Here is a 14,687-nt window from a genome sequence, read left to right on the forward strand (position 1 = left end):
CCGGCGTCCTTCACCCGCTTCGGGTGAGCGGCGGCGTCTCCGCTGACGCACCGATGTCAGCATGGGCACATCGTCCCGCATCGAGGGCGCGAGCGCGGAGGTGACGAGGTGCAGAGACCGCTGGCCGGCGTCACCCGTCACAACCTCGTGCGCGAGCTGCTTGCCGGCGTCACGCTCCTCGCGATCGCGATCCCCCTGAACATCGGGTATGCGCAGATCGCAGGACTTCCCCCGACCGCAGGGCTCTACGCACTCGTCGTGCCGACGATCGTCTACGTGCTGGTCGTCTCGTCGAGACAGCTCGTCGCCTCGCCGGACGCGGCGGCGGCGGCGCTGGTCGCCTCCTCGATCGGAGGCCTCGCCGCGGCCGGCTCAGACGACTACATCACCATGGCACTCGCGCAGGCGATCATCTGCGGCGTCATGTTCGTGCTGCTCGCGGTCTTCAAACTGGGATTCCTCGCGAACTTCCTCTCGAAGCCGATCCTGGTCGGATTCGTCGGGGGCCTGGCCCTCGACATCCTCGTCTCGCAGATCGCCAAGATGCTGGGCGTCTCGATCGATTCAGGCGGCGAGTTCGTCGACAAGCTGGCGGGTCTCGTCGGGGGTCTCGGCACCACGAACCCGTGGTCGCTTGCGATCTCCATCGCGTCGGTCGCGATCCTCGTGCTGGGTCGGCGGATGCTGAGCGCGGTGCCCTGGGCGCTCGTCGTGATGGTGCTCGCCACCGTGGTGGTGCTCGGCACCGGCCTCGCGGATCGTGGCGTGGCCGTGCTCGGCGAGGTGCCTGCGGGCGCACCGACCCTCACCTGGCCCGTGCTCGACTGGCAGACGTGGCTGCTGCTCGTGCCGTCGGCCATGGCTCTGACCCTCGTGACCACGGCCGAGGGGCTGCTCGTCTCCCGCTCGTACGGCGAGAAGCGGCATTACCGCACGTCTCCGAACCGAGACCTGCTCGCGTTCGGCGTCGCGAACATCGCCGCCGGGGCCCAGGGCAGCTTCGCCGTCGGGTCGTCGACCAGCCGCACAGCGGCGATGGACCAGTCGGGCTCGCGCACCCAGCTGCCCTCGCTCGTGCTCGCCGCCGGGACCCTGCTGCTGCTGCTGTTCGGCACCGGACTGCTCGAGGACATCCCCTCGCCGGCGATCGGCGCGATCGTGGGGGTCGCGATCCTCCCGCTGCTGGGCATCAGGGAATTCGCCGCACTGTGGCGGATCGATCGGTTCGAGTTCGCCATCGGCGCCGTGTGCTTCCTGGTGACGCTGTTCGTCGGTTCCATCCCCGGCATCCTGATCGCCTTCGTGCTCGCTCTCATCAACCTGGCGCGTCGCGCGTCGAGCCCGGCGATCGACGTGCTCGCCGACGATGATCGGCCGACGGCATCGCTGCTCGACGCCGCGCAACCGGGCGCCATGACCGCGCCCGGGATCGTCGTGGTGCGGATGGCTGCGCCGCTGTTCTTCGCGAACGCGGATGCGTTCGCGACGGCGGTGCGCTCGGCGGTCGAGGCGCCGGGGCCGGGTGCCGTGCGCCACCTCGTCATCGACATGGAGGCGGTCACCGATGCGGATGTCACCGCGGCGGAATCGTTCGAGAGCCTCATGGAGTCGATGCGATCCCAGGGCGTGACGGTGTCGTTCAGCCGTCTGCGCGCATCGGCGGAAGACCGACTGAAGAAGCTGGGGATCCTCGACGATCAGAGGGTCTTCGACACCAATCGTGCGGCGATCGAAGAGCTCAGCGCGCGCGCACCGTCAGAGAGAGGAACACGAGATGAATGATTTCCGCTACGGACCCGTGGAGTACTACCTCGTCGGGTTCGAGGGGAGGCATCCGGATCCGAGCATCTTCGGAGCGCTGGACGACCTCATAGGCGCGGGGACGGTGCGACTGCTCGACGTCGTCGTCCTCGCGAAATCGGACGACGGGGAGATCGAGGTCTTCGACCTCGAAGCGGGCGAGGTGCCAGGCGTCAGCGAGCTCGACCCGCTGGCCGCAGGCCTCGCCGGCGACGAGGACATCGAGATGCTCGCCGAGCTCGTGCCCGCCGGCAGCTCGGCCGCGATCGTCGTGCTCGAGCTCGCCTTCGCGAGGGCGCTCGCCGAGAACCTCGCACGTGCCGGGGGAGAGGTGCTGCGGACCGACCGCATCCCCGCCCCGGTCGTCAACGCCATGATGGACATCCTCGAGCAGGAAGGAGAGTGACATGCCTCTGAGGAGATTCGGCCGTCCGGGACTGATCGGACTCGCCGCGAGAACAGCAGTCGTCGCAGGAACCGCGTCGGCGGTGTCGGGGGCGTCGATGCGTCACCAGCAGCAGCGGGCGGAAGGACAGTACGAGCAGCAGCAGTACGAGGCCGCCCAGCAGCAGGCGCAGATAGATGCCGCAGCCCAGAACGCGGCGGCGCAGTACGCAGCCGCTCCCGCAGCTCCCCCTGCGCCTCCGGCTGCGGGCGGCGCAGACGACATGATCGCCAAGCTCCAGCAGCTGGCATCGCTGCGAGACTCCGGCGTGCTGTCGGAGGAGGAGTTCTCCGCGGCGAAGCAGAAGCTGCTGAGCTGAGCGGCCGAGCGGGCGAGGAGAGGGAGACGTCATGGGTTCGGTGATCGGTCAGCTGCTGCCGCTCGCGGTGGGCATCGCGATCAGCCCGCTGCCGGTGATCGCCGGCATCCTGATGCTGATGTCTCCCCGCGCCCGCTCCACAGGGGTCGGCTTCCTCGTCGGATGGCTCGGGGGGATCGTGATCGTGGCTGTGCTGTTCGCCGCCCTCTCGTCGGTCCTCCCGGACCAGTCCGGCGACGGAGCCACTCCGATTCTCGGGGTGGTGCAGCTCGTCCTCGGTGTGCTGATGCTGCTCATGGCGGTGCGCCAATGGCGGGGTCGGCCGAAGCCGGGCGCACAGCCCGAGATGCCGAAGTGGATGGCGCAGATCGACGGGATGACGTTCTTCGCGGCACTCGGGCTCGGACTGCTGCTCGCGGCGCTGAACCCCAAGAACCTGCTGCTCGGAGCCAGTGCCGGCGTGACTCTGGGTGGCGCAGGGCTCGGTGTCGGAGACATGGTCGTCGTGGTGGTGATCTACACGATCCTCGCGTCGTCGACGGTGTTGATCCCGGTCGTCGGATTCCTGCTCGCGTCGGAGCGCCTGCGCGCGCCGCTGGGCAGATTGCGCGACTGGCTGCAGGCGGAGAACGCCGTCATCATGACGGTGCTGCTTCTCGTGCTGGGTGTGGTGATCATCGGCAAGGGCATCGCCGCCTTCGGGTGAGCGACGCAGAACGGAGGGGACTCGGATGAGTGAACTGGATGAGCTCCGCGAGCGCGTCGTCGCGCTCGAACGGGAGAACGACGAACTCCGCACGCCGAAGAAGCGACGATTCCGAGCGAAGAGCGTCGTCGGTGCGATCCTGCTCGTGCTGGCTGTGGTGCTCGCGCCCGTCGCCGCGATGGGAACCTGGGCCCGTCTGCAGTTGGTCGACACCGAGCGCTTCGTCGCCACATTCGCCCCGCTCGCGTCCGATCCGGATGTGCAGGATTTCGTCGCCGATCAGGTGACCACCGCGATAGACGAGCAGGTCGACATCTCGGCGGTCGTCGGCGAGGTGTTCGACGGCATCCGGTCGCTCGGGCTTCCACCGCGCGCCGACACGGCGATCTCGCTGCTCGAGGGCCCCGCCGCGAACGGCGCGATCTCGCTGATCGACGGAGTGGTGCGCGATGTGGTGCGGTCAGACCAGTTCGCCGACATCTGGACGCAGTCGCTGCGCTTCACCCATGAGCGGGCCACGGCGATCATCCAGAACGCACCGGGCACGGCGGTGCAGCTCGGCGACGACGGCGCGGTCACGATCGAACTCGGAGTGGTGATCGACCGGGTCAAAGAGGCGATGTCGGAGCGCGGGATCGGCCTCGCCGACGTGATCCCCGACATCGACAGGTCGATTCCCATCGCCCAGGCGGATGCCCTCGCACTGGTGCGCACGGTGTACCAGGTCGCGGACATCGGCGGCTTCTGGCTGCCGTGGCTCGTGCTCGGCCTCTTCGTCGCCGGCGTGCTGCTGATGCGCGATCGACCTCGAGCGCTCTTCTGGTCGAGCGCAGGTTTCGCTCTCGTGTTCCTGCTGCTCACGGCGGGCATGGGCATCGGGCGAGGTGTGTTCATCCGCGCGGTGAGCCCGTCGATCATGTCGGCCGCGGCGGCGACGGCGCTGTTCGAACAGCTCACGTCGCTCCTTGCGGGAACGATCGCCGCGCTCGCACTCGTCGGTGTGCTGATCGCGATCTGGGCGTGGCTCGCAGGCTCGGGTCGAACGGCGGTCGCGTTCAGGGGACTCCTCGAGAGCGGGTTCTCGGCCGTACGCGGTGCGGCCGAGAAGCGAGGCCTCACGACCGGTGCCTTCGGTCGAGGGGTGGACCGCTTCCGAGGTCCGATCTTCCTCGTCGGTGCGCTCGCGGCGATGACGCTGCTGATCGTCACGCGACCGGTGTCGTTCGGGGTGGTCATCGGAGTCGGAGCGGGCCTGCTGGTCCTCGCGATCCTCATCGAGCTGCTGCGTCGGCCGGAGGGGGACGCGGACATCGCGCCAGTGGCACGTGATCCGCGAGCCGAACCGGTGTCGGAGACTCTGACGGAGCGTGCTCCGGATGCCGTGAGCTAGCCCGGCCCCGGCGGCGCTCACCCTCGACGGGTGAGCGCCGCTGCATTCGACACGGATCAACGCAGAAGATGGGCGCATGACGGACGACTCGACACCCGAACGCACGAGAGCCACGCGGATCCTCGACATCGTCACGGTCGTCCTGCTCTCGATCACCGCGGTCGTCACGGCCTGGTGCGGATTCGAGGCGTCGAAGTGGGGCGGCGAGATGTCGATCGCCTTCAGCCAGGCATCCAGTGCCCGAGTGCAGGCGGCGTCGGCCCAGTCGACAGCCCAGGCCGCGCGTCAGTACGACCTCACCATCTACACCGAGTGGGTGCTGGCGGAGGCGGACGGCAGGCAGGAGCTGGTGCAGTTCATCGAGCAGCGGTTCACCCCCGAGTTCACGGTCGCGTTCGACGCCTGGATCGCTGAAGACCGCGAATCGCAGGGACCGTTCGTGATGGAGGAGTACGTGCCCCCGGGCACGAGGGAGGCCGAGGAGCTCAACGCGCGAGCCGATGCGAAATTCGACGAGGCCCTCGCCAACAACCAGCGTGGCGACGACTATTCGCTGCTGACGGTGCTGTTCGCCCTGGTGCTGTTCTTCGCCGCACTGTCGCAGCACCAGAGCGCGGTCTGGCGGCGCAGGACATTCCTCGCACTCAGCGGTGTGATCGCCCTCGTGGGGCTCGTGATCCTGCTGACGTTCCCGATCAAGATCTGACTCCGCTCCGATGCAGATGACCGGGGACGAGGTGCGGCGGCGCTGGTTGCGCTATCGGCGTCGGTTCGGCTCGCGCCGCACCATCCTCAGCGATCTGAAGGCCGGAATCGTGCTGGGGGTCGAGAGCGTCCCCGACGGGCTCGCGTCGGGTCTGCTCGCCGGGGTGAACCCCGTGATGGGGTTGAACGCCTACATCGTCGGGACGTTCGCCGGCGCGCTGGCCACCGGATCGGTCTTCATGTCCGTGCAGGCGACAGGCGCGATGGCGGTGATCATCGCCGATGTGCCCGAGGTCCACGGAGACGACGGCATGGGCGCGATGGCGATGCTGACCGTGATGGCAGGCATCGTGATGCTGGTGCTCGGCGTCGCACGGCTGGGCAGCCTCGTGCGCTTCATCCCGACGGCGGTGCTGATCGGATTCGTCAACGCCGTCGCCGTCAACATCGTGCTCAGTCAGCTCGAGAACTTCACGGGGTTCGACAGCGATGCCGACGCTCGTCTGCTGAGGGTCGTCGACATCGCCGCGAACCTGCTGCAGATCAGCTGGTGGTCCGTGATCGTGGGCACCGTCACGATCGGACTGATTCTTCTGCTCGAGCGCACCCCGCTCGGCGCGCTCTCGATGGTCGTCGCGATCATCGTCGGATCCGCGCTCGCCGTGGTGCTGCCCGACGGCGCGGTCGCGACGATCTCCGACGTGGCAGAGGCGGGTCGGAGTCTTCCCTCGATCTCCTTGCCCGACCTGTCGATGATCTTCGTGCTCATCGTCCCCGCGCTGTCGCTCGCACTGGTCGGTCTCGTGCAGGGAGCCGCGATCTCCGGGTCCATCCCGAACCCCGACGGTCGCTACCCCGATGCCTCCGCCGACTTCCGCGGGCAGGGCATCGCCAACATCGCCACCGGGATGCTGCAGGGCATCCCCGTCGGAGGATCCATGTCGGCGACGGCGCTGTCCCGGGCAGCAGGGGCCCGCAGTGCGGCCGGCAATCTCATCGCCGCCGTCGTGATGGTGCTCAGCGTGCTCGTGTTCGGGCCGCTCATCGGATACATCGCCATGCCCGCGCTCGCCGGCCTCCTGATCCTGGTCGGAGTCCGCACGGTCAAGCCGCGGCAGATCGTCATGGTGTTCAAGACGGGCGCCGTGCAGATCGCCGTGTTCCTCGTCACCTTCGCGCTCACGCTCCTCATCCCGCTGCAGTACGCGGTGCTCGCCGGTGTCGGTCTCGCCGTGGTGCTGCAGATCGCACGCCAGTCGAATCGGGTGCGGGTGCGTCGGTGGGTGTTCGACGAGCCGAACGGGCGCCCGATCGAGCAGGATCCGCCCCCGACCCTCGAACCGGGGGAGACGGTCGTGCTGACCCCCTACGGCAGTCTGTTCTTCGCCTCCGCGCCCTCGTTCCGTCAGCAGCTGCCCGACGCCGAGCACAGCAGCCCCGGAGCATTCGTGATCATCCGCCTCCGCGGCACGGACGAGCTGGGAGTGACCTTCCTCACGATGATCCGCACCTACGCCCAGGAGCTTGCGGCGGTGGGGGCCACTCTGATGGTCGCGGGCGTCGGCCCCCGGGTGCAGGCGCAGCTGGCCTCGACGGGCGTGCGCGCCGTCGTCGGCGAGGAGAACATCTTCGTCGAGCAGCCCCGACTCGGAGACGCGCTGCAGGACGCGCTCGCCGAGGTGTCGCGTCGCCGACTCGACGCCGGGTGATCGATGTCCCTCACCCTTCACGGGTGACGCGTGAGGGTGGGTGGATCGCGGCATGACTAGCCTCCTCGGGACGGACCATTTCTCATACGGCGAAGGAGAGACGATGTCGGAATTCAACGCGGACTTCTCGGGCAGGATCGAGCTGGACGTCCGAGACTCGGTGCCCGACTGGTCGCCGTACGAGCTGTCGGTGGCACCCGAGGGGGCGCCGAACGTGCTGGTGGTCCTCTACGACGACACCGGCCTCGCCTCCTGGTCCCCGTACGGTGGACGCATCAACATGCCGACCATGGATCGCCTCGCGCAAGCGGGTCTCACGTACACGCAGTGGCACACCACGTCGCTGTGCTCGCCGACCCGGTCGACCATGCTCACCGGCCGCAACCATCACGTCAACCGTGCGGGCGTGATCATGGAGGGTACGAACGGCTTCCCGGGGTTCGCGGGGCGGCTCCCTGCCGAATGCGCCACGGTCGGTCAGATCCTGCAGCAGAACGGATACTCGACGTTCTGGGTCGGCAAGAACCACAACGTCCCCGAGGAGGACGTCGCCCCGGGCGGCAACCGCTCGATGTGGCCGCTTCAGCTCGGCTTCGACCGCTTCTACGGCTTCCTCGGCGGCGAGACGAACAACTGGTATCCCGATCTCGTCGAGGACAACCACTTCATCGACGCCCCCGCGACGCCGGAGGAGGGATACCACCTCTCGAAGGACCTCGCGGATCAGGCTCTGCGGATGATCCGCAACCAGCAGTCCTCGAACCCGTCGAAGCCCTGGTACATGTGGTTCTGCCCGGGTGCCAACCACGCGCCCCACCACGCGCCGCAGGAGTACATCGACAAGTACAGGGGCGCGTTCGACGATGGCTATGACGCCTATCGCGAGTGGGTGCTCGCCCGCATGGTCGAGAAGGGCATCGTCCCGGAGGGGACTGCGATGACGCCGATCAACCCGCTGCCGGACGACGTCGCGAACCCCGCTGACGAGGTGCGCCCCTGGGACGAGCTGAACGACGACGAGAAGCGTCTGTTCGCGAGGTTCGCGGAGGTGTTCGCCGGATTCTCCGAGTACACCGACGCGCAGGTCGGGCGCATCATCGACTATCTCGAGGAGAGCGGCCAGCTGGACAACACGCTGGTCTTCTACTGCGCCGACAACGGTGCGTCGGGCGAGGGCAGCCCCAACGGCTCCGTCAACGAGAACAAGTTCTTCAACGGATACCCGGACGACCTCGCCGAGAACCTGGCGATGCTCGATCGCCTGGGGTCTGCTGACACCTACAACCACTATCCGACGGGTTGGGCGGTGGCGTTCTCGACACCGTTCCAGATGTTCAAGCGCTACTCGCAGTTCGCCGGCGGCACGTGCGACCCGATGGTCATCCACTGGCCGAAGGGCATCCGCGCGCAGGGAGAGCTGCGTCACCAGTACCACCACTCGGTCGACGTGGTCGCCACGGTGCTCGACGTGGTCGGCATCGACATGCCTGAGGTCTTCCGTGGCGTGGAGCAGCATCCGCTCGACGGGGTCTCGATGAAGTACAGCTTCGACGCGGCGCCGGATGCGGCGACCGAGAAGAAGACGCAGTACTACGCGATGCTCGGCACGAGAGGGATCTGGAAGGACGGCTGGAAGGCGGCTGCCGTGCACGCGCCGCTGACCGGCAAAGGACACTTCGAGGACGACGTGTGGGAGCTCTACAACGTCGAGGTCGACCGTTCGGAGTCGAACGACCTCGCGGCCAGCGAGCCCGAGAAGCTGAAGGAGCTCATCGCCGCGTGGTTCGAGGAGGCCGATGCCAACTTCGTCCTTCCTCTGGACGACCGCTCCGCGAGAGAGCAGCTCACCATCGATAGGCCCCAGGCCGAGAAGCCCCGGGAGCGCTACGTCTACTATCCCGACACCGCAGCGGTGCCCGAGAGCGTCGCGGTCAACGTGCGAGGGCGCTCGTACAAGATCATCGCCGACGTCGTGCTCGACGAGGGCGCACAGGGGGTGCTGTTCGCCCACGGATCGAGGTTCGGCGGGCACTCGCTGTTCATCAAGGACAACCGCCTCACCTACGTGTACAACTTCCTCGGCATCCCGCCGGAGCAGACCTTCACTTCCGAGGAGCTGACTCCCGGTCCGCACACCCTCGGCGTGGAGTTCGTGCGGGAGGGGGCGGGGGAGCACGGAGAGTCGCTCGGCACAGCCACGCTCTACGTCGACGACCAGCCGGTCGCCTCTGGACCGATGCGTGCCCAGATCGGCAAGTTCACGCTGTGCGGAGATGGGCTTTGCATCGGATGGGACAGCGCGGATCCGGTGAGCAGCCAGTACGGGGTGCCGTTCCCGTTCACCGGGGGCAAGCTGCTCGGGGTCGGTGTCGACGTCAGCGGCGAGCAGTACCTCGATCTCGAACTGGAGGCCGCCGCGATGCTCTCCCGGGAGTAGACCGCGGGCCCGGCCTCTAGTCGGTCGCGATGAACGCCTCGTCGACGTTCGCGTGCACCCGGCCCTCGGCGATCATGCGCTGATACCACTCCGTCTTCACCGCGATCGCCGTGGCACGTTCCGGCAGCGCGGCGATGTGCAGCGTGCTGCCCATCGCGGTCAGCTCACGGTCGAGGTCCTCCAGCATGTCCAGGACCGTGATCGTGACGATGTCGAGCCGCAGGGCGTCGAGGATCACGATGCGCACCGGTTCGGGCCGTTCGGCGACGATGTCGATGATCGCCCTCTCGCATGCGAGAGCGTTGGCCGTGTAGAGCCCGCGGACAGTGTGGATCGCGAGGCGTCCGTCGCGCTCTCCGATGATCTCGAGCCGCGGGATGTTGAGCTCTCGCAGTACCAGGATCAGCGTCAACGCCACTCCGGCGGCGACCGCGGCCAGCAGCCCGACGGTCAAGCCGAGCACGGCGACGATGAGCGCGATCCAGAAGTCCGTCGGACTGATCCGCGCCCACCGGACCAGCAGGGGGATGTCGATGAGCCCGGCCACGGCGAGGAAGACCATCGCCGCGAGAGTCGCCTGGGGAAGCAGCGAGACCACCGGGCCGAGGAAGACGGCGACCACGATCGCGAGCGCGACGGTGACGAGCGTCGCGAGCTGGGTCCTGGCACCGGCGTCCCGATTGACCGCGCTCTGCGAGAACCCGCCGGCGGCGGGGAGCACGGTGAAGAAGGTGCCGGCGAGGTTGGCGGCTCCCACGGCGACGAGCTCCTGGTCGGCGTCGATGGCGGGCTCGGTCATGCGGCGCATGCTGCGCGCGACTGCCGCGGTCTCGAGGAAGACCATCACCGCGATCGCGAGGGCGCCGGGAAGCAACGCTCCGATCTGCGTGAGGTCGGGAATGCCGGGGGTCGGGAGTCCCGAGGGCACGGGATCGATGAGCGCCACACCTCTCTCGTCGAGGTTCGCGAGTGCGACGAGGACGATTCCGCCGACCACGACGACGAGGGTTCCGGGGATCCGAGGGGCGAACCGCTTCAGCACGAGGAGGACGATCAGGCTCCCGACCGAGAGCGCGACCGTGGGCAGGTTGATGCTCGCAGCGGCCGCGATCGCGGCCTCGATGGTTCGGAAGAACCCCTCTCCCGAGACTTCCGATGTCTCGCCCAGGAGCTTCGGGAGCTGCCCCACGGCGACTGTGCCGCCGACACCGATCTTGACCCCCAGGATCGTCGCCGCACTGATGTTCTCGACCAGCGATCCCCACCGCAGCAGGCGCGCACCGATGAGCAGCAGACCGACCAGCATCGCCAGGGTCATCAGGCTTCCGGCCGGGTCCTCGACGCTCGACGCGACGGATGCCGTCACCAGCGTCGTGGCCGTGAGAGTGGCGATGGTCGACGTCGTCGACACGCTCATCGCGCGGGACCCGCCGAGCAGCGCGTACACCAGCATCGGGATGATGCACGTGTAGAGCCCCACCTGCACGGGCAGGTTCGCGATGGTGGCGTATGCCATCGCCTGCGGCACCACGACGGCACCGGCTGCGAGGCCGGCGACGACATCGCGCATCAGCCATTCGCGACGGTACCCCGCCATGCTCGGCAGGAGGACTCGCGGGGCGCGTCGCGTGGCGTGGTCGCTCATGTGCTCATGCTGGCATCGAGACGGAGACCGGTCGCCGGCATGTCACCCGTCGAGGGCGAGGAGCGTCGTGTCGGTCACAGCTGCTCACGGGTCTCGTCGCGGTGGGTTATCCGTCGCACCCGGTCTCCGATGTACGAGATGACGAGCGCCGAGGTGGTGCCCACAATCGCGATGCCGCCGATCATCAGACACACCGCGTACACCCGTCCGAGAGTCGTCACCGGGTAGGTGTCGCCGTAGCCGACTGTCGCGATGGTGACGCACGCCCACCAGATCGCCGTGCCGAAGTCGATGATCGTCGCCTCAGGGGCGCCGCGCTCCACCTGCAGGGTGGCGAGCGAGATGAAGTAGACGAAGAGCACCGTGTACGCGAGGGCGAAGGTGATGATCTGCGCCCGGACCGCGTCGCCGGTGCGGCGATGGAAATAGGGGAGGCCGCGTGCGAGCTCGACGACGCGGAACGCTCGGAACAGGGGGACGACAACGGACAGGACTTCGACGGGATGGTGCACCAGGAATGCGACGCGGCTCCCGGCCGAGGTGAGCGCCACTCGCACGATGAGGTCGATGACCAATGCGAGCCAGGTGATCGCGATCTCGACCACGAGCACGAGGCGTACCCAGTCTGGAAGGCCAGGCACGAGCACGATCACCGAGTACGCGACGATGAAGCCGAGGCCGAGCACCGTGAGGGGAACGGTCGCAGCGGACTCCCAGCGCTGCAGCGTCTCCCGCGCACCCTGCGGCTCGTCTCGGGCGGTGCCGGTCATGTCGTCGGTCACCGCGACCACCGTCGGACTCGGCGTGAATCCCAGGGGATGCGACGAACGACGCGCCCATCCCTGGTCGCCGGTGACGGGCGAGCGCCGCGGTCTCCCGATACCCAGCGCAGCCAGAGGGTGTCGTCACTGCCTTCGAGAAGCAGAGTGCGCGCCAGGAGAGTCAGCGGCACAGCCAGCAGAGCACCGACCGGTCCGATGATCACGGTCCAGAAAACGACGGCGAAGAAGCTCAGCGTGACGCTGAGCCCGACGGCATCACTGACGAAAGCCGGCTGAACGAACACCTGCAGAACGACGTTGACGACGCAGTACACGATCACCACGCCGAGAAGCAGCGGCCACCCACCCACCGCGAGGGCCAGGATCGCCGGGGGCACGAGTCCGATGACGAATCCGATGTTGGGGATGAAGTTCGTCACGAAGGCCAGGACGGCCCAGAGGACGGGGGCCGGCACTCCCAGCCACCAGAGCGCGAGGCCGTCCAGCGTCGCGACGATGGCGCCGAACACGGTGTTCACCACGTAGTAGCGCCGGATGTTCGTGTTCAGCCTCGATATGCGCGCGATCGTCTCTGCCTTGTGAGCGCCGAACACGGTCGACGCATGCTGGTAGCGTCCGGCATCCACCGCCATCACCACCACGTAGGCGCAGACCAGGAAGAGAGCGACGGCGATGCCGAGGACGGCGCTGCTCACGCCCTGGGCGACGGCGACGAGAGCGGGCACGACGATGCGCGCGGCGTCACCGGAGTCCGAGCTCGGGGCTCCGGTGCCCAGAGCGGCCCAGCTGTCGAGCTGCGATGCGACATGCGTGAGATCGCCGCCGGGGGAGAGGTCGCCGAGGAGATCGACGAACTGCACTCCGGCGATCCACACCAGTGCGCCCATCGTGAGCAGCACAGAGTAGGCGAGGATGATGATCGCCGTCACGCCGAGTCCCCGCGGCCACCCGCGCCGGACGAGAGCGCTGCTCGCCGGGCTGCAGATCACGACGACCACCAGAGCGACCGCGAGCGGCGCGATCACGTCGCGGAGGAGCCATGCTCCCGCCAGTGCGATCGTCGCGCACGCCAGTACCACGAGGACGTGGGTGCCGGCGCCGCGGGGGGTGCTCACGGCACGTCTGCGGGTGATCCGGAAACGCCCGGGAACACCGTCTCCCAGTCGTCTCGCACGCTCACGACGATGTAACCGGCGTCGACGGCGCTCGCGAGAGCCGTCTCGGCACCCGCATCGTACGGAGTGTCCTCGCGGGAGTCGTCGTCATGGTGGATCAGCAGGGCCAGGCCCGGACGGGGGCCACGGCGAGCGAAATCGAGCATCGGCATGTCGCCGTTGGAGTTCCCGGCCGCGAAGAGCGGTCGGCGTCCGATCCTGCTCCAGATCCGCACGGGCTTCTCCGGCCCGTCATCGAAGAACGCCAAGGACGGCGCGTAGCGCACCACCGCCTTCTCCGCGTCGTAGCCGAGCCCGAACGCCGAGCCGATGACGCGTTCCGGCGGTATGCCGTAGTTGCTCTGCGTCATGGGTCGCATGAAATCGCGCTCGCCGCCTGACACGATGTAGCAGGTGAAGCCGTGCTGCTCGAGATACCGGAGCAGCTCCACCATCGGCTGATAGACCGCGTCGGCGTAGCGTCGCTGCAGCACGGGATGTGTCGCGGTCGCGAAGAACTCCGCCACCGACTCGGCGTACTTCTCCACGCTGACGCCATCGGTGAGTCCGCCGAGGGCTTGGAGGATCACGCCCAGATCCGAGTCGTCACCCGAATAGTGCTTGTCGATGGCCGCGCCCAGCCACGCGAGATCACCGCTCACGGCGGCGCGGTACGGCTGCTTCTGCGCGAGCTCCGGGTCGAGCTCGGCGGCCACACGCCACTGCTCGACGACGTAGTGGAGCTGCGTCGGCATGGGCTTCTCCGACCAGAGGGTGCCGTCGTTGTCGAACACGGCGATGCGGTCTTCGACGGGAACCGCGTCCGCACCTTCCGTGACCGACAGGACGAAGCGCTCGATCGCGTCGCGCGTCGCGCCCTGGTTCCAGGATCGCAGCTGTGCCGGGTCGTCCATCGCGCTCTCGATTCTCTCGATACTGGTGCGTCGTGCAGGCCGTTCGTCGGCCCATCCTGACACCGGCCGAGCGCGCGGTGGAGACCCCGTCACCCGCTTCGGGCGAGGGAGCGCAGCCGTGCTCGGGCCTCAGCCGGCTGCTGCCGTGGGGCTCCAGCCGGAGTCCGGCCCGACAGCCGACGAGATCCGTCGACTGATCGTCGCGAGCTGTCGAGCTTGCGCGGCGGTGATCGCATCGAAGACGAGCTGCTGCACGAGAGCGTGGTGGCCGGGCGTCGACCGTGTGACCTTCTCGTGTCCCGCCGCCGTCAGCACTCCGAGCGTGAAGCGCCCGTCATCGGGGTCCGCGACGCGACGCACCCAGTCTCTCGATTCGAGACGGGTGATCGCCCGCGAGAGGCGCGAGAGGGTGCAGCTCGCGTACCCGGCGAGCACACTCAGGCGCAGCGATCGTTCGGGCGCCGAGTCGAGAGCGAACAGTATGCCGTGCTCGAAGTGCGTCAGACCGCTGTCGCGTTGCAGCTGCGCGTCGAGTGCCGTCGGCAGTCGTTCGATGAGCGTGGCGACGGATGCCCAGATCTCGAGCTGTTCCGTGGTCAGGGGGGAGGCGTCCGGCTGCTCTGACATGACCTCAGACTAGGTCATCGTGCCTTGGAGATGGTTATCGGTGAACTTGCCTGA

13 protein-coding genes are annotated in these 14,687 nt (G+C 68.0%); 8 read left to right on the forward strand and 5 right to left on the reverse strand.

Annotated features, from left to right (window positions below):
- The first annotated feature begins 108 nt into the window (after window positions 1-108).
- The 8 genes from SOM10_RS00895 (at window position 109) to SOM10_RS00930 (ending at window position 9,511) form a co-directional block, all read left to right on the forward strand.
- Window positions 109-1,782, forward strand: a complete 1,674-nt coding sequence (locus SOM10_RS00895; protein WP_320487996.1) for a SulP family inorganic anion transporter — start codon at window positions 109-111, stop codon at window positions 1,780-1,782.
- Window positions 1,775-2,206, forward strand: coding sequence for a DUF6325 family protein (locus tag SOM10_RS00900; RefSeq protein WP_320487997.1), 432 nt, complete (start codon window positions 1,775-1,777; stop codon window positions 2,204-2,206). The genes SOM10_RS00895 and SOM10_RS00900 overlap by 8 nt, the downstream gene beginning before the upstream one ends.
- Before the next feature lies 1 nt (window position 2,207).
- The gene (locus SOM10_RS00905) at window positions 2,208-2,564 is read left to right on the forward strand and encodes an SHOCT domain-containing protein (RefSeq protein ID WP_053095727.1); all 357 of its coding nucleotides are present in this window, start codon (window positions 2,208-2,210) and stop codon (window positions 2,562-2,564) included.
- A 31-nt stretch (window positions 2,565-2,595) separates the two neighbouring features.
- Window positions 2,596-3,270, forward strand: coding sequence for a GAP family protein (locus SOM10_RS00910; RefSeq protein WP_320487998.1), 675 nt, complete (start codon window positions 2,596-2,598; stop codon window positions 3,268-3,270).
- A gap of 25 nt (window positions 3,271-3,295) precedes the next feature.
- The gene (locus SOM10_RS00915) at window positions 3,296-4,660 is read left to right on the forward strand and encodes a hypothetical protein (protein ID WP_320487999.1); all 1,365 of its coding nucleotides are present in this window, start codon (window positions 3,296-3,298) and stop codon (window positions 4,658-4,660) included.
- 76 nt (window positions 4,661-4,736) lie between these two features.
- Window positions 4,737-5,366 (forward strand): hypothetical protein, encoded by a 630-nt coding sequence (locus SOM10_RS00920; protein WP_053095729.1) that lies wholly within the window; start codon window positions 4,737-4,739, stop codon window positions 5,364-5,366.
- Between the two features lie 16 nt (window positions 5,367-5,382).
- The gene (locus SOM10_RS00925) at window positions 5,383-7,074 is read left to right on the forward strand and encodes a SulP family inorganic anion transporter (RefSeq protein ID WP_320488000.1); all 1,692 of its coding nucleotides are present in this window, start codon (window positions 5,383-5,385) and stop codon (window positions 7,072-7,074) included.
- A gap of 103 nt (window positions 7,075-7,177) precedes the next feature.
- Window positions 7,178-9,511 (forward strand): arylsulfatase, encoded by a 2,334-nt coding sequence (locus tag SOM10_RS00930; protein ID WP_320488001.1) that lies wholly within the window; start codon window positions 7,178-7,180, stop codon window positions 9,509-9,511.
- Window positions 9,512-9,527: 16 nt separating this feature from the next.
- On the opposite strand, the gene SOM10_RS00935 is transcribed toward SOM10_RS00930, so the two are convergent.
- The 5 genes from SOM10_RS00935 to SOM10_RS00955 form a co-directional block, all read right to left on the reverse strand.
- Entirely contained in the window at window positions 9,528-11,156 is a 1,629-nt protein-coding gene (locus SOM10_RS00935; RefSeq protein WP_320488002.1) for a SulP family inorganic anion transporter, read from the reverse strand.
- 74 nt (window positions 11,157-11,230) lie between these two features.
- Window positions 11,231-11,938 (reverse strand): potassium channel family protein, encoded by a 708-nt coding sequence (locus tag SOM10_RS00940; RefSeq protein WP_320488003.1) that lies wholly within the window; start codon window positions 11,936-11,938, stop codon window positions 11,231-11,233.
- A complete protein-coding gene (locus SOM10_RS00945) occupies window positions 11,935-13,053 on the reverse strand; it encodes an AI-2E family transporter (protein ID WP_320488004.1) in 1,119 nt (372 codons plus the stop codon). The genes SOM10_RS00940 and SOM10_RS00945 overlap by 4 nt, the downstream gene beginning before the upstream one ends.
- Window positions 13,050-14,006 (reverse strand): HAD family hydrolase, encoded by a 957-nt coding sequence (locus SOM10_RS00950; protein WP_295101624.1) that lies wholly within the window; start codon window positions 14,004-14,006, stop codon window positions 13,050-13,052. The genes SOM10_RS00945 and SOM10_RS00950 overlap by 4 nt, the downstream gene beginning before the upstream one ends.
- Window positions 14,007-14,135: 129 nt before the next feature.
- Complete coding sequence (locus tag SOM10_RS00955) at window positions 14,136-14,633, reverse strand: MarR family winged helix-turn-helix transcriptional regulator (protein ID WP_320488005.1); 498 nt, start codon at window positions 14,631-14,633, stop codon at window positions 14,136-14,138.
- Window positions 14,634-14,687 lie beyond the last annotated feature (54 nt).

It is taken from the genome of Microbacterium sp. CFBP9023, assembly GCF_034045055.1.
GTDB lineage: Bacteria > Actinomycetota > Actinomycetes > Actinomycetales > Microbacteriaceae > Microbacterium.

Excerpts from the sequence above, each read along its gene's own strand:
- SOM10_RS00910 (WP_320487998.1), top strand. The coding sequence starts at position 2,596 with ATGGGTTCGGTGATCGGTCAGCTGCTGCCGCTCGCGGTGGGCATCGCG.
- SOM10_RS00955 (WP_320488005.1), bottom strand. The coding sequence starts at position 14,633 with ATGTCAGAGCAGCCGGACGCCTCCCCCCTGACCACGGAACAGCTCGAG.
- SOM10_RS00920 (WP_053095729.1), top strand. The coding sequence starts at position 4,737 with ATGACGGACGACTCGACACCCGAACGCACGAGAGCCACGCGGATCCTC.
- SOM10_RS00915 (WP_320487999.1), top strand. The coding sequence starts at position 3,296 with ATGAGTGAACTGGATGAGCTCCGCGAGCGCGTCGTCGCGCTCGAACGG.
- SOM10_RS00900 (WP_320487997.1), top strand. The coding sequence starts at position 1,775 with ATGAATGATTTCCGCTACGGACCCGTGGAGTACTACCTCGTCGGGTTC.
- SOM10_RS00950 (WP_295101624.1), bottom strand. The coding sequence starts at position 14,006 with ATGGACGACCCGGCACAGCTGCGATCCTGGAACCAGGGCGCGACGCGC.
- SOM10_RS00930 (WP_320488001.1), top strand. The coding sequence starts at position 7,178 with ATGTCGGAATTCAACGCGGACTTCTCGGGCAGGATCGAGCTGGACGTC.
- SOM10_RS00925 (WP_320488000.1), top strand. The coding sequence starts at position 5,383 with ATGACCGGGGACGAGGTGCGGCGGCGCTGGTTGCGCTATCGGCGTCGG.
- SOM10_RS00905 (WP_053095727.1), top strand. The coding sequence starts at position 2,208 with ATGCCTCTGAGGAGATTCGGCCGTCCGGGACTGATCGGACTCGCCGCG.
- SOM10_RS00935 (WP_320488002.1), bottom strand. The coding sequence starts at position 11,156 with ATGAGCGACCACGCCACGCGACGCGCCCCGCGAGTCCTCCTGCCGAGC.